Below are 17,865 nucleotides of genomic sequence, written 5' to 3' on the forward strand. Positions count from 1 at the left end.
CTTTCTTTAGTCATTTATTTCTTTGCTGATTTTTTATATAAATATATATACATATTTGAAGAAGTAACATTAATAATCTTATTTATTAATGTAATTATAATTATTTATTAAACACCATAGACCATAGGATTTTAATTATTTTGGTATAACTCGTCATGAGTAGGAATAATTATGAAGTAAAATTTTCTTGTAATAATCGAAATCACGACAATTATCTATGCATTGGTATTTATAATACAAACTATCAGTAATTCTGTAACTAATTTTGTTTTTGGTGCTTTTGTTTTCATAAATATTAATCACAGTAAAAATGAATTTCTTTAAATTATGCTATCACAAGGGATGTGCTTAGTTCTTATTTTTGATTTATATGCTTTCGTACATATTTCCCTGTATGTTTTTATAGACATTACAATTAAATCTGATTCTAGTTTTTCTAATATTCTACATCTTGTTTTTTCATCTGCAATCTCAATTTTATTATTATACATAACCATAATATAGTTACCAATATTATTTCTAATATTAGTGAATTCATCTCTTACTATTTTTCTTATATAATTGCATGCGGATAGCCCTTCACAAATTGTATGACTATTAATAATCTTATTCGTATTTTTTCCATAATCAAATTTGTCAATCATATCTACTGATATTTCATCTATTAATCTACTTAACATAGGATCATTAATTATTTTCTCATGTGTAAAATCAAATATCGGTTTTATTTTTGTCAATGATTCGTTATCAACATACATGTCGTGAAAATGAGATAAATATTCTCCTACAAGTTTATGGGGCGGTAATAATTTGATCGCATTCACAATTGTATCTGGAATTGCTGAGATATTTATAGTTAACAGTTTTTCTACATCCTCATGAAATTTTACTTTCCTATTCCTTTTTATTGCTATTCTCTGGGGTACTTCTGTTTCCAAATTTATATAACATTGTACCATATCAGTTATTGATCCATCAGTACAATTCTTAATGCTGTCTATTAATTTGATGCAAAATTTGCGCAATTTAGTAAAGAATACTTCATTCGATATATAGGCGTACTCTAATTTATCCAAAGTCATACCTGGTTGTAATTTTTCTTCTACTTTTGTTTCTTTTTTAATTTTTTTTAAAAATGGATAAAATAGGTCTAAAATATAATTTTTGATATGACCATATGTTGCAGAAATATCAATATTAACAATTACTTTTTCATTAATGCATTTTTTTATTGAAGGAATATTTTTAATTTTATTTGTCAAAGAATTCTCAAAATCTCCTTTATCAATATTAATCATTGAAATGGCCAATTCATATATATTTAAGGATGTTATGAAAGATGGATTCCATCTTGAATTTTTTGAGGGGATTAGTGTTGGTTTTTCTATAGTTTTTGATTCTATATTTTCATAATCATCGTTTGCTTTTTCTTTTATTAATTTTATTTCTAAACTAATATCTTCATTTAATGTCAGAGGGTTTAATATATTTTTTTCGGATAATTTCAGTTTTCTATGAAATTTAGCAGAAATACCATATACGTCTGCTAACAAGTATCTAGATAGAGATTCTGCTGTGGTTGCATTTGGAAATAATAATTCTCCTTCAGATAATATTAATGATTTTTTTACTAGATATACTAATTTTGTAAGTAAATTATTAAGCAAGTATAAATTATCGTCAAAATTGTAATCTGGGAGTTTATTATTGTTGGGAAGTTTATTTTTATTGAAATTAAAAAGATAATTTATGTTTCTTATTAATGATTTAGACACAAACACACCGTGAGTTTCTGAAAATAAACCCCTTATAATTTCACCTTTTTCAAAATTTTTAATTTCATCAATAATATTATTAGGTAAATTAAGTAATGTTTCCATTATTAATGTTTTTACTTTTGAGCAAAATTTATTTTTTTTGCTAACAATATTTAAGCTACCGTATGAACCAAAGTTAACACTGCTTTGAATAATATTTGAGAAAACATCATCAGGTGTCATAAGTACATCTTTTACAACTTTTTTGCAATTTTCTTGTAGTTTTTCAAAGAAAATGTTATTTGACATACAATTATGTTTCATATCTGACACAGACATTCCTAAAGTTATTAATACATCTGATGTGTATATAATGTTATTAATGTGTGGAGAAATCATATCTAAAACATATTTACGAACATTTAAATAAGTTGGCGAAAGGTTGATATATGATTTTGTAAAACCCTTGTTTGCGATATAAGGACCTATCTCCTCTAATATACTATTTTTAAATGATTCATTACTATCAATATCAATCTTTTTAATAGCATATTCGTATATGCTTAACGTAAATTCCGTAGAACGTAGATTCTTCCTATGGTACGGTTTTAGACCAAATTTTTCTATTTTTATGTCTATTGTTTCGGAAGAGGTTCTTCTTGGTTTACTTGTCAGATAAGATTTTGGTGATGGCAATTCTTCTTTCACATAAATATCGGTTAAGACCTTTTTATAATTCGTACTCAATTTAGCATGGTTAATCAATTGATGTGGTTTTGATATATTTTTATAAGATAATTTTAGTTTTTTATGAAATTTGGATGATACACCATAAATGTCTGATAATATGTATTTAGATAATTTTTCTACCGTATGTTTGTTTGGCAAGAACACTCCGTCTTGAAATATACAAGATGATCTTACTAAATTTCCTATTTTTCCAAGTAACCTATTGAATAAATTTAAGTTATCATCAGATCCCCCATTAACGAATTTATTTTTGTTAGAATTGAAAAGCAAGTTAATGTCTCTTATTAGTGATTTTGATACAAATACACCATGCATGTCTAAAAATAAACCTTGAACAATTTGAACTTTATTAAATTTTTTAATTTCATGAACGATGCTATCTGGTAAATCAGATATTGTGTTTATTATCAACTCTTTTAATTTTATAATTAATCTGTCCTTCTTTACGAAAAACTTGGACTTCTTGTAAATAGAATTTAAATTATCGTTGTGATAAAAGCTAATATAACTTTGAATCAGGTATGACAAAGATTTGTCAGGAGTAGCTTGTATGTTTTCTACAATTTCCCTGCATTTTTCCCTAAGTTTTTCAAAAAAAATATTATTTGATGTGCAGCTAAATATTAAATCTGAAATAGACATTCCTGGTCTTATTAATACATCTGAAGTAGCAGTGATATCATTTAGGCATGTAAACATTTTCTCTAAAACATATTTACGTACCTTAGCATAAGTCGTATAAAGGCTAACTGATGATTTTATAAAATTGCTACTTCTAGTAACATATATTTCTTCCAATACTCTATTCTTAAATAATCCGGTACCGTCAATTCCAATTTTTTTTATGGCATCTCTGTACACACTTATAGTAGGTTCTGTATGGTATAGATTATTCCTATGATAAGGCCTGAGACTTACTTTTTTTTTCATTACATTTGGTGCTGGTCTCTCAGGGGGAGAGGGTTGTTCACTAATTGGTAAATTTTGTACTGACGGTTCAATATCTTTCATAGTTTTCTTTGTTTTTATTATTTGTTCTGTAAAATTCAAAGATGGTGCAGTACATAATTCTTCATTATCAATGCTTTGTTTGAGATATATTCTTTTTGGTTCCGGTGATGATAATAGAGGTTCATTTTCAATTAATAGTCGTTTTACAGTACAAGATGTTGTAGTCTTATTAATATAAGGGTAAGGAGAAAAATTAACTGTAGTATCCAAGTTAGGTTCATCTAGTTTAGTCAATTTAAATATGTCAGGAAGTAATAATTTTTCTTCATAGTTGTTCTCCTGATACAACTCTTCATGAGTATGGAAGTTTAAAAAATTTGTCGGTGATTCATCTTTTGGTGCAATATCTGAAAAAGAAGCTAACCCACGATCGTTATTTACATATGATTTTTTACAGTAGGAATGATCAGTAACACTTTCAGTGTTATCTTTTTTAATATTTTTCTCTTCACCTAGGTTATTTGCAGTAAAATTATTTTTTGAACAGTATGGAAGCATATATTAAATCCTATATGACAATCGCTTGTTTGATGAATGATTGTACACCTATCTTAATTATCATCATATATTTTTATTTTCCAGTTTTGATTTATATGCCTTAATGCATGATTTGGTATATGTACTTACAGTTGCCCTAACTAAGTCAGATTCAATCCTATTTAATATCTCGTTTTTTATCTCTTGATTTGCCGTTTCAATTTTATGATTATGCATAATCATAATAGGATATTTTAAATTTTCTTTAATGGTAGAGAATTCCTTTTTTGCCAATTTTCTTACATAACTGTACGTGGAAAGTTTTCCATGAACTTTATGTTTATTAACAATAGGGTATGGGTGTTTTATCATATTTTTTCTATCTATGTCTCCAAATTTAACAATCATATCTGAGGAAATACTGTCTTTTAATTTTCTTAATAAATTATCATTAACTACCTTTTTTTTTGCAATATCAAACATAGATTTTGCTTCTAGTAAAAATGAGTTTTCAATATATATATCATAAAAATAATAAAAGTAGCTCTCTACAAATTTGGATTTAGGCATCAATTTAATTATGTTTACAATCGTTTTAGGGAGATTTGATATGTTGCTAATTAATAATTTTGCTATGTTATCATGGAAACTCATCCTTCTTTTTTTTCTCATAACAATTGTTTTCGGTATTTCAGTTTCTAAATGTACAAAACATTGCATAATATCAGTAAATGTACCAATACTACATTTTTCTATATTTCTGATTACTTTAGTGCAAAACTTATTAAGTCTATTAAAAAATTTTTCATTTGATATATATGCATATTCCAATTCATCGATGCTCATTCCATGATAGAGGCTTATTTTTATCTTTGTTTCTTTTTCAATTTCCTTCAAAAATTGGTAAAAGATTTCCAAAATATAATTTTTGACTCGGGTATAAGTTATTGAAAGATCAATGTCCTTTTTCCTTTTTTTAGTAAAATAATCTTTCATTGATGGAAAGTGTTTAACTTCTTCGATGAAGCAATTTTCAAAATCTTTTTTGTCAATATCAATCATTGATATAGCTATTTCGTAGATATTTATAGGGTTTATAATGCAAGAGTTCCACTTATAATTTGTTTTTGGAATGAGTATATTTTTTTTTATTAATTGCGATTCTATGTTTGTATGATTGTCAGGTAGGTAATCTTTTGTATAATTTTTCCTCAGCGTGGATCTATTAATCAATTTACTAGGGTCAATTTTTTTCCAAATTACAATCGGAACACCATACATATCTGACAATAAGTATTTAGAAATCAGTTCAGTCGTAGGTTCATCTGGGGAAAATGATTTTTCCTCATGTAATATAGATGCATTTTTTGCTTGGATTATCAATTTTTGAAGTAAGTTTTTAAGAAAAGACAAATTATTATGCACTTTGCCGTTTGGGATTTTATTAAAATAAAAATTTGAATTTATATTCCTTATCAATGTTTTAGATAATAATATGCCGTGTATACATGAGAATAATCCTCTCACAATTTCAATTTTTTTGAATTTTTTAATTTCATGAATAATATTATTGGGTAAATTGGATATTGTTTCCATGATTAATGATTTTATTCCTGAGCAAAATTTATTTTTTCTGTTAGTAATTCTTAAGCGTTCAGCTGTTCCAAACCAAACGTAGTTTTGAATTAAATTTAAGAAATAATCATCAGAAATTATCTGTATATTTTTTACAATTTTTCCACATTCTTCACGTAATTTTTCAAAGAAGATGTTATTTGATACGCAATTATGACTCATTTCAGAGATGGACATGCCTGGAGTTATTAGTACATCTGCTGCAGTAATAATATCGCTAATATAGGGTGAAACTTTATCTAAAATATACTTTTTAACATTTGAATAAGTTAGGGAAAGGTTAATCGAAGATTTTGTAAGACCTCTGCTCATAATATAATCGCTCAAGCTCTCTGATACAATGTTCATAAATTGACCATCGTTGTCAATATCTATTTTTCTGATGGCATCTTCATATATGTTTGATATAAACTCTGCAGAGCACAAGCTAACCCTACGATAACGGCCTAGATTGAATTTTTTCACCATTTTTGTTTTTGTACCTATTGCATCCGATGGGATAGTGTTTGTTTTTTCTGCCAGATCTAATTTTGGCATTTGCATTTCTTCTTCCATAGAAGTATTAACTACATCTTTTTCATAATTGTTATGCGGACTAATATCATTACTTGATCCTTGAGTTTTTAATATATTTGTGGTGTGTAGTTCGAGTTTTTTACGAAACTTGGAGGATATATCATACATATCTGACAGCAGATATTTAGATAAGTGTTCTACTGTGGAGTCATCGGGCAAAAAAACCCCTTTATTAAATATACAAGATGGCCTAACTAAATTTACTATTTTTTCAAGAAAATCATTAAATAAACTTAAATAATCGCTACCCTTATTATTTATAATTTTTTTTTTATTGGAATTAAAAAATAAGCTTAGATTTCTTATTAATGATTTGGGTAGAAGTACACCATGCATGTCTGAAAATAAGCCGTTTACAATATCGTCTTGATTAAATTTGTTAATTTCACAAATAATTCTATTTGGTAAATTAGATATAGTGTCTATGATTAATTCCCTCAATTTTGAGATAAGTTTGTTTTTGTTCGGAAAAAATCTAAATTTAATCTTCTTATTAGTCGAATTTAAAGAATCATTAGAATAGAAATTAATATTCCACTGAAATATACGTAATAAAGAATCATCCGTAGCTTTTTTTATATTTTCTACAATTTTTTCGCAACTCTCTTGTAGATTTTTAAAGAAATGGTGATTTGCTATGCAGGCTGATTTTAAATCAGAAATAGACATTCCAGGAGTTATTGATATATTTGTGGCAGTTATATCCTTATTAAGTAACGGAGAAATTTTTTCTAAAGTGTATCTACGAACATTTAAATAAGTTGAAGAAAGGTCAATATATGCCTCTTCTATGGATGTTTTGTTTTTGATATAACTCCCCATTTCTTCTAATACACTATTCTTAAATGATCCATCATCATCTATGTCAATTTTCTTAATGGCATTTCTGTATATGCTTGAATTGAATTCTTTGCAACACAAACTGCTGCGACGATATGATCTTAGTGATAGTTTTTTTTTAATTACTGATGGTTCTGGTGTTTTGTGGGTATTTGAATGTTTTTGTTCTGTTTGTTTAATATTTTTAGACTTATAAATATCAGTATTTACTAATTGTTCTGTCGAAGTTATCGACGGTACATTACAATCTTTTTCGTTATTAATACGTTGCTTAATATTACAACGATATAATTTTACATGTAATTCTTTTTTATTTTTCTGTTGTCTTAACAGATCACAATTATTTTCTTGATGTTGAATTGTTTGTTCAATATCTTCCGATATTGAAAGATCTACAGTTTGTTCTGTAAGGGTTAGAGATGCTGCATTTTTGTTTTTTTCGCTATCTATTATTTGTTTAGGATTGCAGCGTGATAATTTTATGCATATTTCTTTTTCAATCACAGATCCTTCCAGTGTGCCGTAATTTCCAGAAGTTGAATTATTTGCTGTTTTTTTCGCATGAGTTAGAGACGATGCATTGTGAGTTTTTTCATCATCCGTGATTTGTTTAAGGGCTATTTTTTGGGGATTTTCTACTATTGATGATAATTCATATTCAATAAATGGACTCTTCACATCAGGAGATGTAGGTTGTTTATTAGTATCAAAACTATCAATTGTATTTGATGCTTTATACTCGTCTGATTTAGTTAATTTAAATATATCTGGGATTAGTAGTTTTTCTTCACAATTTCCCTCTTGATACAACTTGCTGTTAGTATGAATATTTAAAAAACCACTCGATGATTTATATTTTGGCATAACTTCTACGCAGGGATCATAATTATTGGTCGCATTTTTGCCTATATAAGATATCTTCTCAGCTGTATTGTCATCAATATCAATTTTAGTATTTTCATTTTTGTAAGTTGTGCCCTCAGTAATATTATAGCTAGAACAATATTGATACATATAGTAAGATTCCAAAAAATATTCCATAGAAATAGGGGCTGTGTGCTGATGCAAACTATATCTTGTTATACATCTACGCAAATCAAGGCAAATTTTACACCTATGTGAGTTATAGTAATGTGAGTTATAGTATATAGTAGAAGTGAATTTTTTTAAATTGCGTCACTGATGACAAAGTCACTGATGACAAAAAATGACATTGCAATAATTACTGGACATAATCGCAATGATTTTTAATTGTGTATGATTTTATGGGTGTTGCAATTAACATTGATTAGTATTTTCGTAGTGCTTAATTAACTATTTTTTCAGTCCTAGTTTTATCATTACTTTAATTGGTACAGTTTATCTAAACATGAGGTTAAATTAAGAGGGAAGGTTATACATATCTGATAATAAGTATCTAGATAGTAATTCCGCTGTAAATTTACCCGGAAAAAACAAATTTTCTTCATGTAACATAGGGGATGCCTTTACATTACTTAGTAATATTGGGAACAAATTATTTATTAAATTTAAATTATATTCAAAATTGTTATTTGAGATTATATTAGAGTTGGCAAATAATATTGCCTTCCTTATCAAGGATTTGGTTACATACACACCATGTATATTAGAAAATAAACCGCTTATGATCTCATTTTGTTTAAACTTTTTAAGTTTATGAATAATGATGTTTGGTAAATTGGATACCGTATCCATAATTAATAATTTAATTTTATAGCAAAGTTTGCATCTCTTTTTAAGACTTATTTTTAAACGTTCAGTTGAGCTAAAAAAAATGTAGCTTTGAATAATATTTAAGAAATAACCATCTGGAATTACACGTATATTTTCTACAATTTCTTCGCATTTTTCAGTTAATTTTTCAAAAAAAGCGTTATTTAATATGCAATTAGATATCAAATTTGGAATGGGCACCACAGAAGTTATTGGTATATCTGTAGAGGTGATAATATTGGCAATATATGGAGATATTTTATCTAAAACATATTTCCTAATATTTGAATAAGTTTGGTGAAGGTCAAGACATGACTTCGTAAGTCCCCTGGTCATAATACACGTAATTAATTCTTCAAATACACTACTTCTGAACAATCCATTTTTATCAATATCAATTTTTTTGATGGCCTCCTCATATATGTTTGATGTAAACTTTTGTGAATGTAGTTTAGTTCTAAAGTATGGTTTCAAATTAAATTCTCTTATTAACACACATTGTTCTAATTTTTGAGGTTTTGATCTATCTTGAGTAAAAGGTTTAAGCTTTTTATGAAATTTTGACGATATACCATACATATCTGATAATATATATTTAGATAACTTATCTGTCGTGTATTCACCTGGGTAAAAAATAACTTCTTTATGAAATATACATGATACTCTTACTAGATTTGCTATTTTTCCAAGTAAGTCATTTAATAAATTTAAATTTTTACCAAGTTCTTCGTTTATAAATTTGTTTTCATTGGAATTAAGAAATAAGTTTATCTTCTTTATAAATGAATTGGATATTAGTATCCCATGCACGTTAGAAAAAAAAGCATTCACAATAACGTCTTGATCAATATTTTTGATTACATAAGTAATACTGTCTGGTAAGTTATATATCGTATCTGCAATTAACTCTTTTAATTTAGGTAAAAATTTGTCTTTTTTGGGAAAAAGTGTAATCTTGTGATTTGTTGAATTAAAAGGTGTATCAAGACTGAAAACAATGCGATATTGAAATACATGCGGTATGTTGCTGTCTGGGCTTGCTTGTATATTTTTTGCAATTTTTTCGCAATTCTCTCGCAGTTTTTTAAAAAAATGTTGATTTGATATGCAACTTAATCTTAAATCTGAAATAGACATTCCCGGAGTTGTTAATATATCTGTGTTAATTATGTCATCATTAAGTATTGGGGCAAGATTAACTAAAGCATATTTGCGCACATTACAATAAGTTTGAGATAGATCTGGAGAGTATTTTGCGAAGTCTATTATTTCGAGAGCTTTACCTATTTCTTCTAATACGAAGTTTTTAAATAATTTTTTATCATCAATATCAATTTTTTTAATGGCATCTATGTATATATTTGAATTGATTTTTACGCGATGTAGATTATTGGGACGGTATATTTTTAATCTTAGTTCCTTTTTTGCTACTGGCGGCATCGGTATTTTAGGAGTAGTTGAATGTGAATGATTTCGTGTTGTTTGTTCGATGCGTTTCAGATTTGGGGTTGTTATTATTTTTTCTGTAAAACAAGTAGATGGCGACATGAAATTATTTTCAGTATCATTTATTTTTTTAGGGGCTATTATTTTGTGGTTTGGTAGTGCTGAGAGTGAGTCATCTGGTTTAGTTAATTTAAATATATCAGGAAGTAGTAATTTTTCTTCATAGTTATCGATTTGACATAATTCACCATGATCACGAAAATTTAAGAAATTGCAGAATGATTCACATTTTGGTGGAACGCTTATGCGATGATCAAGACATGGATTCTCATTTGCGCATAGGACTCCTTGATCTTGACAAGACCCGCACTCAGCAGCACTGTGATCATCAACGTTATCTACAGTAAAATTACTGTTCGAATTATATGGATGCATATAATGCCTAAAGGAGAACAAGTTTCTCATAACAAAACATTGTACACTGATATTAATTTTAGTAAAAATAAATTTTTTGAAATCATATAGCCAACTACAGAATTTGACATGCTAATATTTTAGTTCTTAAATATTTCAGCTGTACTATATTGTAAATGTTTCTTTTATTTTTCTAATTAACAAGTTTTGCTCTGTTGCTATTAAGTTTAATCTCTCCATTATTTTTATCCGCATCACCCTTGTTTTTTTAAACGCATGTGATACTACATCATATTAAATATATATTGCCACCGTAATTTTAATTGTGAATGGAATGATGACTTTAGTTCAAAATTTGATCTGCTAAATAATCATTGATTGGATATACAAAGGCATATCAATTCATGTATAATTGTGCTGTAAGTAAGTTTTATTTTTGCTTCTTTTTCAACAAATGGCAGGATGTAACGTCTGTACCACGAGATGGTTAATGCAGGCCTTTATTTTTTACTGAAAATTACTTTCACTTTACTGTAGTAAAGTGAATTTTGATCTCTTGTATAATTAATATTAAAAACTGTCAATTGTGCTTGATGGGTTAGATTACTCTAATTCATTAGATTTAAATACATAGTAATAATCTTGATTATTACTTGCTTGTAGATATTCATAAAATACCTATTAGCTGCATTAATATGGTTTCCGCTAATCTTAGTGTGCTATGGAGTTTTATTTAAATATAAAAAAAATTCTAATTCTTATTTCCCATTTTTGACTTATATGATTTAAAACATAAATTGTTGTATGATTTTATAGTTATTTCAATTAGGTTTGACCCAAGTTTATTCAGTAAATCATTCCTTGCTTTTTTATCAGCGGTTTCGATTTTATCATTACGCATAATCATAATTGGATCAGCTAGTTTATCTTTAAGGGCAAGTAATTCTACTCTTACTAATTTTCTTATATACTTGTAGGTAGATAATTTTTCACAAACTATGTAGCTATTAATGATTCCACGCATACTATTTGCTCCTACACTATTTTTTTTGCCAATTTCATTAATCATATCTAGGGAAATTTTATTTACTAATTCTATTAATAAATGGTCATTAGCTATTTTTTTAGGGACGTAATCAAATAGTGATTTAGCTTTCAGTAATGATTCATTATCAACATAAATATCATAAAAATGGGAGAAACATCCTTCTACAAGCTTAGATCCTGGTATTAATTTAATCGCATTTACAATTAGTTCCGGTGCATTTGAAATGTTTATAATTAATAAATTTTTTATTTCATTAATAAATACAATTCGTCTTTTTTTTCTCATTTCCATTACTTTGGGTATGTCTGTTTCTAAATGAATATAGTACTGCATAAGTTCAATCAATGTATCGTCACTGCCGTTTTTAATACGATTTGTAACTTCAGTGCAAAATTTACGCAGTTTATAGAAAAATTTTTCGTTTGATATATAAGCTAATCTTAATTCATCTACAGTCATACCATGAGTAGGTTTTACTTTTTCTTTTATTTCTTCTTCAGTTTCTTTCAGGAAAAGGTGAAACGTTCCCAAAATATAGTTTTTAATACGATCATATGTTACAGAAAGGTCTATATTAATTTTTCCTTTTTTGCTAATATGTTCTTTTACTAAATTATAATTCTTGATTTTATCTATGAAATAACTTTCAAAATTTCCTTTATCAATATTAATCATTGACAAGGCCAATTCATATATATTTAAAGATGTTATAAGGGCAGGGCTCCACTTAGATTTCTTTTGTGGAATAAGCATTGTTTTTCTTAATAATGATGATTTCATGCCATTGTAAGCGTTGGTTACACTACCTTTTTCATAATCACTAACTAGTATGTCATCCTTAATGTTTTTCTGTGGTTTGAGTTTTGTATTAAATTTAAATGGGATCTCATACATATCTAGTAATAAGTATTTAGATAGTAGTTTTGCTGTATATTCGCCTGGATAAAATATTTGTCCCTTATGTAACATAGGTGATGTTTTTACTTGATTTAATAATTTTGTAAGTAAATTATTTAGTAAATCTATATTAGCAATTGGATCATTATTAGGAAGTTTGTTAGAATTAAAAAACAAGTTTAGGTTCTTTATGAACGATTTGAGTACATATATGCCGTGTATTTTTAAAAATAAGCCATTTATGAGTTCACTTTGTTTGAACTTTTTAAGTTCATTAATAATTTTGTTTGGCAAATTATATATTGTGTCCATAATTAATAATTTTACTTCTGAGCAAAATTTTTTTCTTTTGTTTCTTTTACGAGCAACTGCTAAGCGTTCATTTGCACTAAAATAAATATTGCTTTGGATTATATTTAAGAAATAATCATCCGGAATTACATTTATACTTTCTATAATTTTTTTACATCTCTTACTTAGCCTTTCAAAAAAAATATTATTTGATAAGCAGTTATTTTTTATGTCTGATAAATGTAATCCAGGAGTTATACATATACATGTAGTAGTCATGATGTCACTAATATAAGGAGAAACTTTATTCAAAAGATATTTGCTAATGTTAGAATAAGTTTGAGAGAGGTTAAGAGATGATTTTGTAAGCCCCCTTATTGTAATGTACCTACCTATTTTCTCCAATACACTATTCTTAAATATTTCATTACTATCAATATCTATTTTTTTAATTGCATCTTCATATATGCTTGATCTAAACTCTGTAGAGCATAAGTTTATTCTACGATACGGTTTTATATTAAATTCTTTTGTTATTGAGTATTGCTCTGGCTTACTAGCATTTTTTATGTCTGATGTTGTTGCAGTTTGTTCGTTATTATAACTGTTGCTAATTTCTGTTTTTTCATTTTTTATATCAATTATTTCTGATGGTGTAGTACATGTTTCACTTATTGGGTGTGACTCGGGTATTTGTGGTTCTTTTTTCATCGGCGTATCAGCTATTGGACATTTTGTATAATTGTGATCTAATCTAATGCTATCCATTAATTCTTGATATTTTGACATATCTTTAGCAGGCAGTTTAAGTTTTTTATGAAATTTGGAAGATATACCATACATGTCTGACAATAGGTATTTAGATAACTGCTCTGTCGTGGATTCGTTTGGTGAAAAAACTCCTTCATGAAATATACAAGATTCTCTCACTATATTTCCTATTTTTTCAAGTAAGTCGTTTAATGAATTTAAATTATCATAAAATCTTTCGTTTACAAATTTATTTTTATTATAATTAAAGAATATGCTTAAATTTTTTATCGATGATTTTGCTACCAGTACACCATGAATGTTTGAAAACAAAGCATTCACAATATTGTTTTGGTCAAATTTTTCAATTTCACAAATAATACTGTTTGGCAATTTAGATATAGTATCTATAATTAATTCCTTCAATTTTGAGAGATTTTTATATTTTGGGGCATGTAACTTAATCTTAGTTGAATTTGAAGAATTGTTAAGATGGAAAATAATATGCCATTGAAACACATGGGATAAATAATTATCCGGAGTTAACTGTAAGTCTTTTACGATTTTTTCACAATTCTCTCGTAGTTTTTTAAAAAAACTATTATTTGATATACAATTAGATCTTAAATCTGAAAGAGACATTCCAGGAGTTATAGTTATATCTAAATCAATTGTATCTTCATTGAGTAATGAAGAAATCTTCTCTAATGCATATTTACGTATGTTTGAATAAGTTGGGGAAAGGTCAATAGACGATTTTAATAAACGTCTTCTTTTAATAATTTTTACCATTTTTTCTAATACACTGTCCTTAAATAGTCCGTTACTATCAATATCTATTTTTTTAATAGCATCTCTATATATTATTCTTGAGTTTATTTTTGTATGCCACAAACTGCTGCGAGTATATGAGTTTAGGTTTATATTTTTTTTAATTTCATTTTTATTATCTATGCTTTGTTTAAGGTTTACTCTTTTTGTGGTCGATTCTATTGAGGGTGGATCATCTTCAACCAATGCGCGTTTTATTGCGCGATATGTAGATGGTTTCGTGGTTTCAAAAGTGTCTATTGGATTGGATAAATTAGATTTATCTAATCTAGTCAATTTAAATATATCAGGAGGAAGTAATTTTTCTTGATAAGTGTCATCTTGACATAATTCACCTTTGTTTATATAACCGAAGCCTTGATCATTAGTTGTGTTTTGGATTTTACAAGAAACCTTTTCTTCGGTAATGGTTTTATCGTCCTCATCTTTTATGCTTTTTCTTGCAGGAGTGTTACTTACAGTAAAATCGTTTCTTAAATGACGTGAGCACATACATTATAACCTAAAATTTAATTTATTTTATATGAATAAAAATTGTACACCGATATCAATTTTAGTAGGAATAATTTTTTGAATTATGTTGCTTTGAATGTATTAAATTATGTTAATAATAATTTTTTAGATCCTACTTTTGATTTATATTTTTTAATGCATAACCTATTGTATGATATTATTGCTGCTTCAATTAGGTCTGATCCAAGTTTATTAAATATCTCATTCCTTGTTTTTTGATCTGCGGTTTCAATTTTGTTGTTTCGTATAATTAAAATAGGGTCACTTATCCTGTTTTTAAGAGTAGGAAATTCTTTTTCTACCAATTTCTTTATATAGTTGTATATAGGTAATTTTTTACAAATTGAATTCATATTTATAATCTTTCTTATTTTTATTAGATTTTGTTTTCTAATTTTATCAATCCTATTTAAGGAAATTTTATCTACTGATTTACTTAACAAGGGGTCGTTAATCACCTTTAGGGGTATAGCATCAAACATTAGTTTAGTTTTTAGTAGCGATTCATTGTCAACATACATATCATGAAAATTAGAGAAACATCCATTTATGATATTAGCATGAGGTACTAATTTGATTGATTCTGCAATTATTTTTGGCATATTTGAAATGTTTGTAATTAATAGGTTTTCTAGTTCATTAAGAAATAAATTTTTTCTTTCTTTATTCATCCGTATTTTTTTTGATATTTCTGTTCCTAAACTTACACAATACTGTATCAGATCTGTTAATGTGGTATTACTGCGATTTTTAATGCTAATGATGACTTTAGTGCAAAATTTATGCAGTTTATCTAAAAAATCTTCATTTGATACGTAGGATAATATTAATTCATCTATGGTCATGCCGTCAGTTGGTTTTATTTTTGCTCTTGTTTCTTCTTCAATCTCTTTTAGGAAAGGGGAAAATGTTTCCAAAATATAATTTTTAACATTGTTATACGTTATAGAAAGATCAATGTTAATTTTTCCTTTTTTGTTAAGGTGTCTTATTACTAACGGATAGTTATTTGCTTTATCTATGAAGGAACATTCAAAATCACCTTTGTCAATATTGATTCTCGATAAAGCTAACTTGTATAGAGAGATGGTCGATATAAGATCATGGCTCCACTTCAATTTTTTTTGTGTTTTTGTAATAAGTATTGATTTTTTTAATAATGATATTTTCATATTATCATGAATATTGGTTTCAGAACTTTTTTCATAATTACTTTCTGATATGCCATCTTTAGTATGTTTATTAAGAGTAAGTTCTTTATAAATTTTGGCAGGGCACATATCTGATAAAATGTATTTAGATAATAATTTTGCTGTAAGTTCTCCTGGAAGGAATATCTTTCCCTCATGTAATACCGGGTGAGATTCTACTTCTATAAATATCTTTGTAAGTAAATTTTTGATTAAGTTTAAATTAGATATAAATTTATCATTTGGTAGCTTGTTAGAATTAAAAATTAGTTCGAGTTTTCTTATTAATGATTTTTGTAAATATACATTATGTATATTTACAAATAATCCATCAGCGATCTCATTTGGATTAAATTTTTTGAGCTCATGAGTAATATTATTCGGTAAATTAGATATTGTTTCTGTAATTAGCCGTTTTATCGCTGAGCATAATTTATTTTTCTTGTGAGTAATTAGTAAACGTTCAGGTGAGTCCAAATAAATATGACTTTGAATAATTCTTGAAAAACAATTATTAGGAACTAAATTTATATTTTTTACAGCTTCTTCACAGCTTTTACTTAATTTTTCAAAGAAAATGCTATTTGATATGAAACTTGATCGTAAATCTGAAATAGACATCCCAGGAGTTATCAATATATCCAAATCAACTGAATTATCTTCAAATAATGAAGATAATTTATCTAATATATACTTGCGTATGTTTGAATAAGTTGGAGAAAGGTTAATATACGATTTTAATAAATTTATTCTTTCATTAATTTTAATCATTTTACTAATTTTTTTTAATACGCTGCTCTTAAATAATCCATTGTTATCTATACCTATTTTTTTAATGGCATCTATGTATACTATTCTTGAGTTGGTTTTTGTCTGCCATAAATTGATGTGATGCTGACGATAAGATTTTAGGATTATATTTCTTTTAATCGTGTTTTTGTTGATAGATATTTTCTTAGGTTCTACTATTACTGGTTCTGGTGTTATTGATAGCCGCTTATTGTCAGTGAACGTACTTTTTGCAGTAATATGTTCTGTGGAAGTTAAAGATGATGAGTTGAAAGTTTTTTCTGCACACATGATTTCTCTGATATCGCAAAGACATAATTTTATACGTATTTCTTTTTTAATTATCGGCCACCCTGGTACTTTAGAGGTATCTAAATGTTTTTTTGTTTGTTCAATATTTTTCAAATTTGAAGCTGTTGTCATTTTTTCTGTAAAATCCAGTGATGCTGTGTAATTTTTTTCGTTACTCACAATTTGTTTAAGGCATATTACTTTGGGTCTTGGTTCTGTTGATAGGGATTCATCTTCAATGAATTGGTATTTTAAGGCGCGAGATGTAGATGGTTGATCAGTATCAGAACTGTAAAGTTTAGATGATAAATTGGATTCACCTAGTTGAGTCAATTTAAATATATCAGGAGGCAATAAATCTTCTTCATGATTATTCTCTTGGTATGATGTGTCATGAGTACAAAAAATTAAAAGGCGAGGGGGGATCTCATCTTTTGGTATAGTACCTACACAATGATTAAATCCATAATTGCTACTTGTGTGCAGGTTTTCATAACATATATGTTCAGTAGTACTATCATGAGTATCATTTTTAATATTTTTATTATCATTAATGTTACTACTCGTAAAATTATTGCTCGAATTATATGGACGCATATGATAACAACTAAACTAAAATTTGCTT

At 27.2% G+C, this 17,865-nt stretch carries 5 protein-coding genes; all 5 read right to left on the reverse strand.

What is annotated here, in order from left to right:
- Nucleotides 1-320: 320 nt before the first annotated feature.
- The gene (locus Arg41_RS05085; RefSeq protein WP_092343607.1) at nucleotides 321-4,016 is read right to left on the reverse strand and encodes a hypothetical protein; all 3,696 of its coding nucleotides are present in this window, start codon (nucleotides 4,014-4,016) and stop codon (nucleotides 321-323) included.
- 63 nt (nucleotides 4,017-4,079) lie between these two features.
- Complete coding sequence (locus Arg41_RS05090) at nucleotides 4,080-8,060, reverse strand: hypothetical protein (protein WP_092343608.1); 3,981 nt, start codon at nucleotides 8,058-8,060, stop codon at nucleotides 4,080-4,082.
- A 366-nt stretch (nucleotides 8,061-8,426) separates the two neighbouring features.
- The gene (locus Arg41_RS05095) at nucleotides 8,427-10,661 is read right to left on the reverse strand and encodes a hypothetical protein (protein WP_092490541.1); all 2,235 of its coding nucleotides are present in this window, start codon (nucleotides 10,659-10,661) and stop codon (nucleotides 8,427-8,429) included.
- Between the two features lie 730 nt (nucleotides 10,662-11,391).
- A complete protein-coding gene (locus tag Arg41_RS05100) occupies nucleotides 11,392-14,949 on the reverse strand; it encodes a hypothetical protein (protein WP_092490542.1) in 3,558 nt (1,185 codons plus the stop codon).
- 107 nt (nucleotides 14,950-15,056) lie between these two features.
- Nucleotides 15,057-17,837, reverse strand: coding sequence for a hypothetical protein (locus Arg41_RS05105; protein ID WP_092490543.1), 2,781 nt, complete (start codon nucleotides 17,835-17,837; stop codon nucleotides 15,057-15,059).
- Nucleotides 17,838-17,865 lie beyond the last annotated feature (28 nt).

It is taken from the genome of Candidatus Ichthyocystis hellenicum (assembly GCF_001460935.1).
GTDB lineage: Bacteria > Pseudomonadota > Gammaproteobacteria > Burkholderiales > 2013Ark19i > Ichthyocystis > Ichthyocystis hellenicum.

What these genes read in the sequence shown, in the direction of transcription:
- Arg41_RS05100 (WP_092490542.1), bottom strand. Translation starts at nt 14,949, where the DNA reads ATGTGCTCACGTCATTTAAGAAACGATTTTACTGTAAGTAACACTCCT.
- Arg41_RS05095 (WP_092490541.1), bottom strand. Translation starts at nt 10,661, where the DNA reads ATGCATCCATATAATTCGAACAGTAATTTTACTGTAGATAACGTTGAT.
- Arg41_RS05105 (WP_092490543.1), bottom strand. Translation starts at nt 17,837, where the DNA reads ATGCGTCCATATAATTCGAGCAATAATTTTACGAGTAGTAACATTAAT.
- Arg41_RS05090 (WP_092343608.1), bottom strand. Translation starts at nt 8,060, where the DNA reads ATGTATCAATATTGTTCTAGCTATAATATTACTGAGGGCACAACTTAC.
- Arg41_RS05085 (WP_092343607.1), bottom strand. Translation starts at nt 4,016, where the DNA reads ATGCTTCCATACTGTTCAAAAAATAATTTTACTGCAAATAACCTAGGT.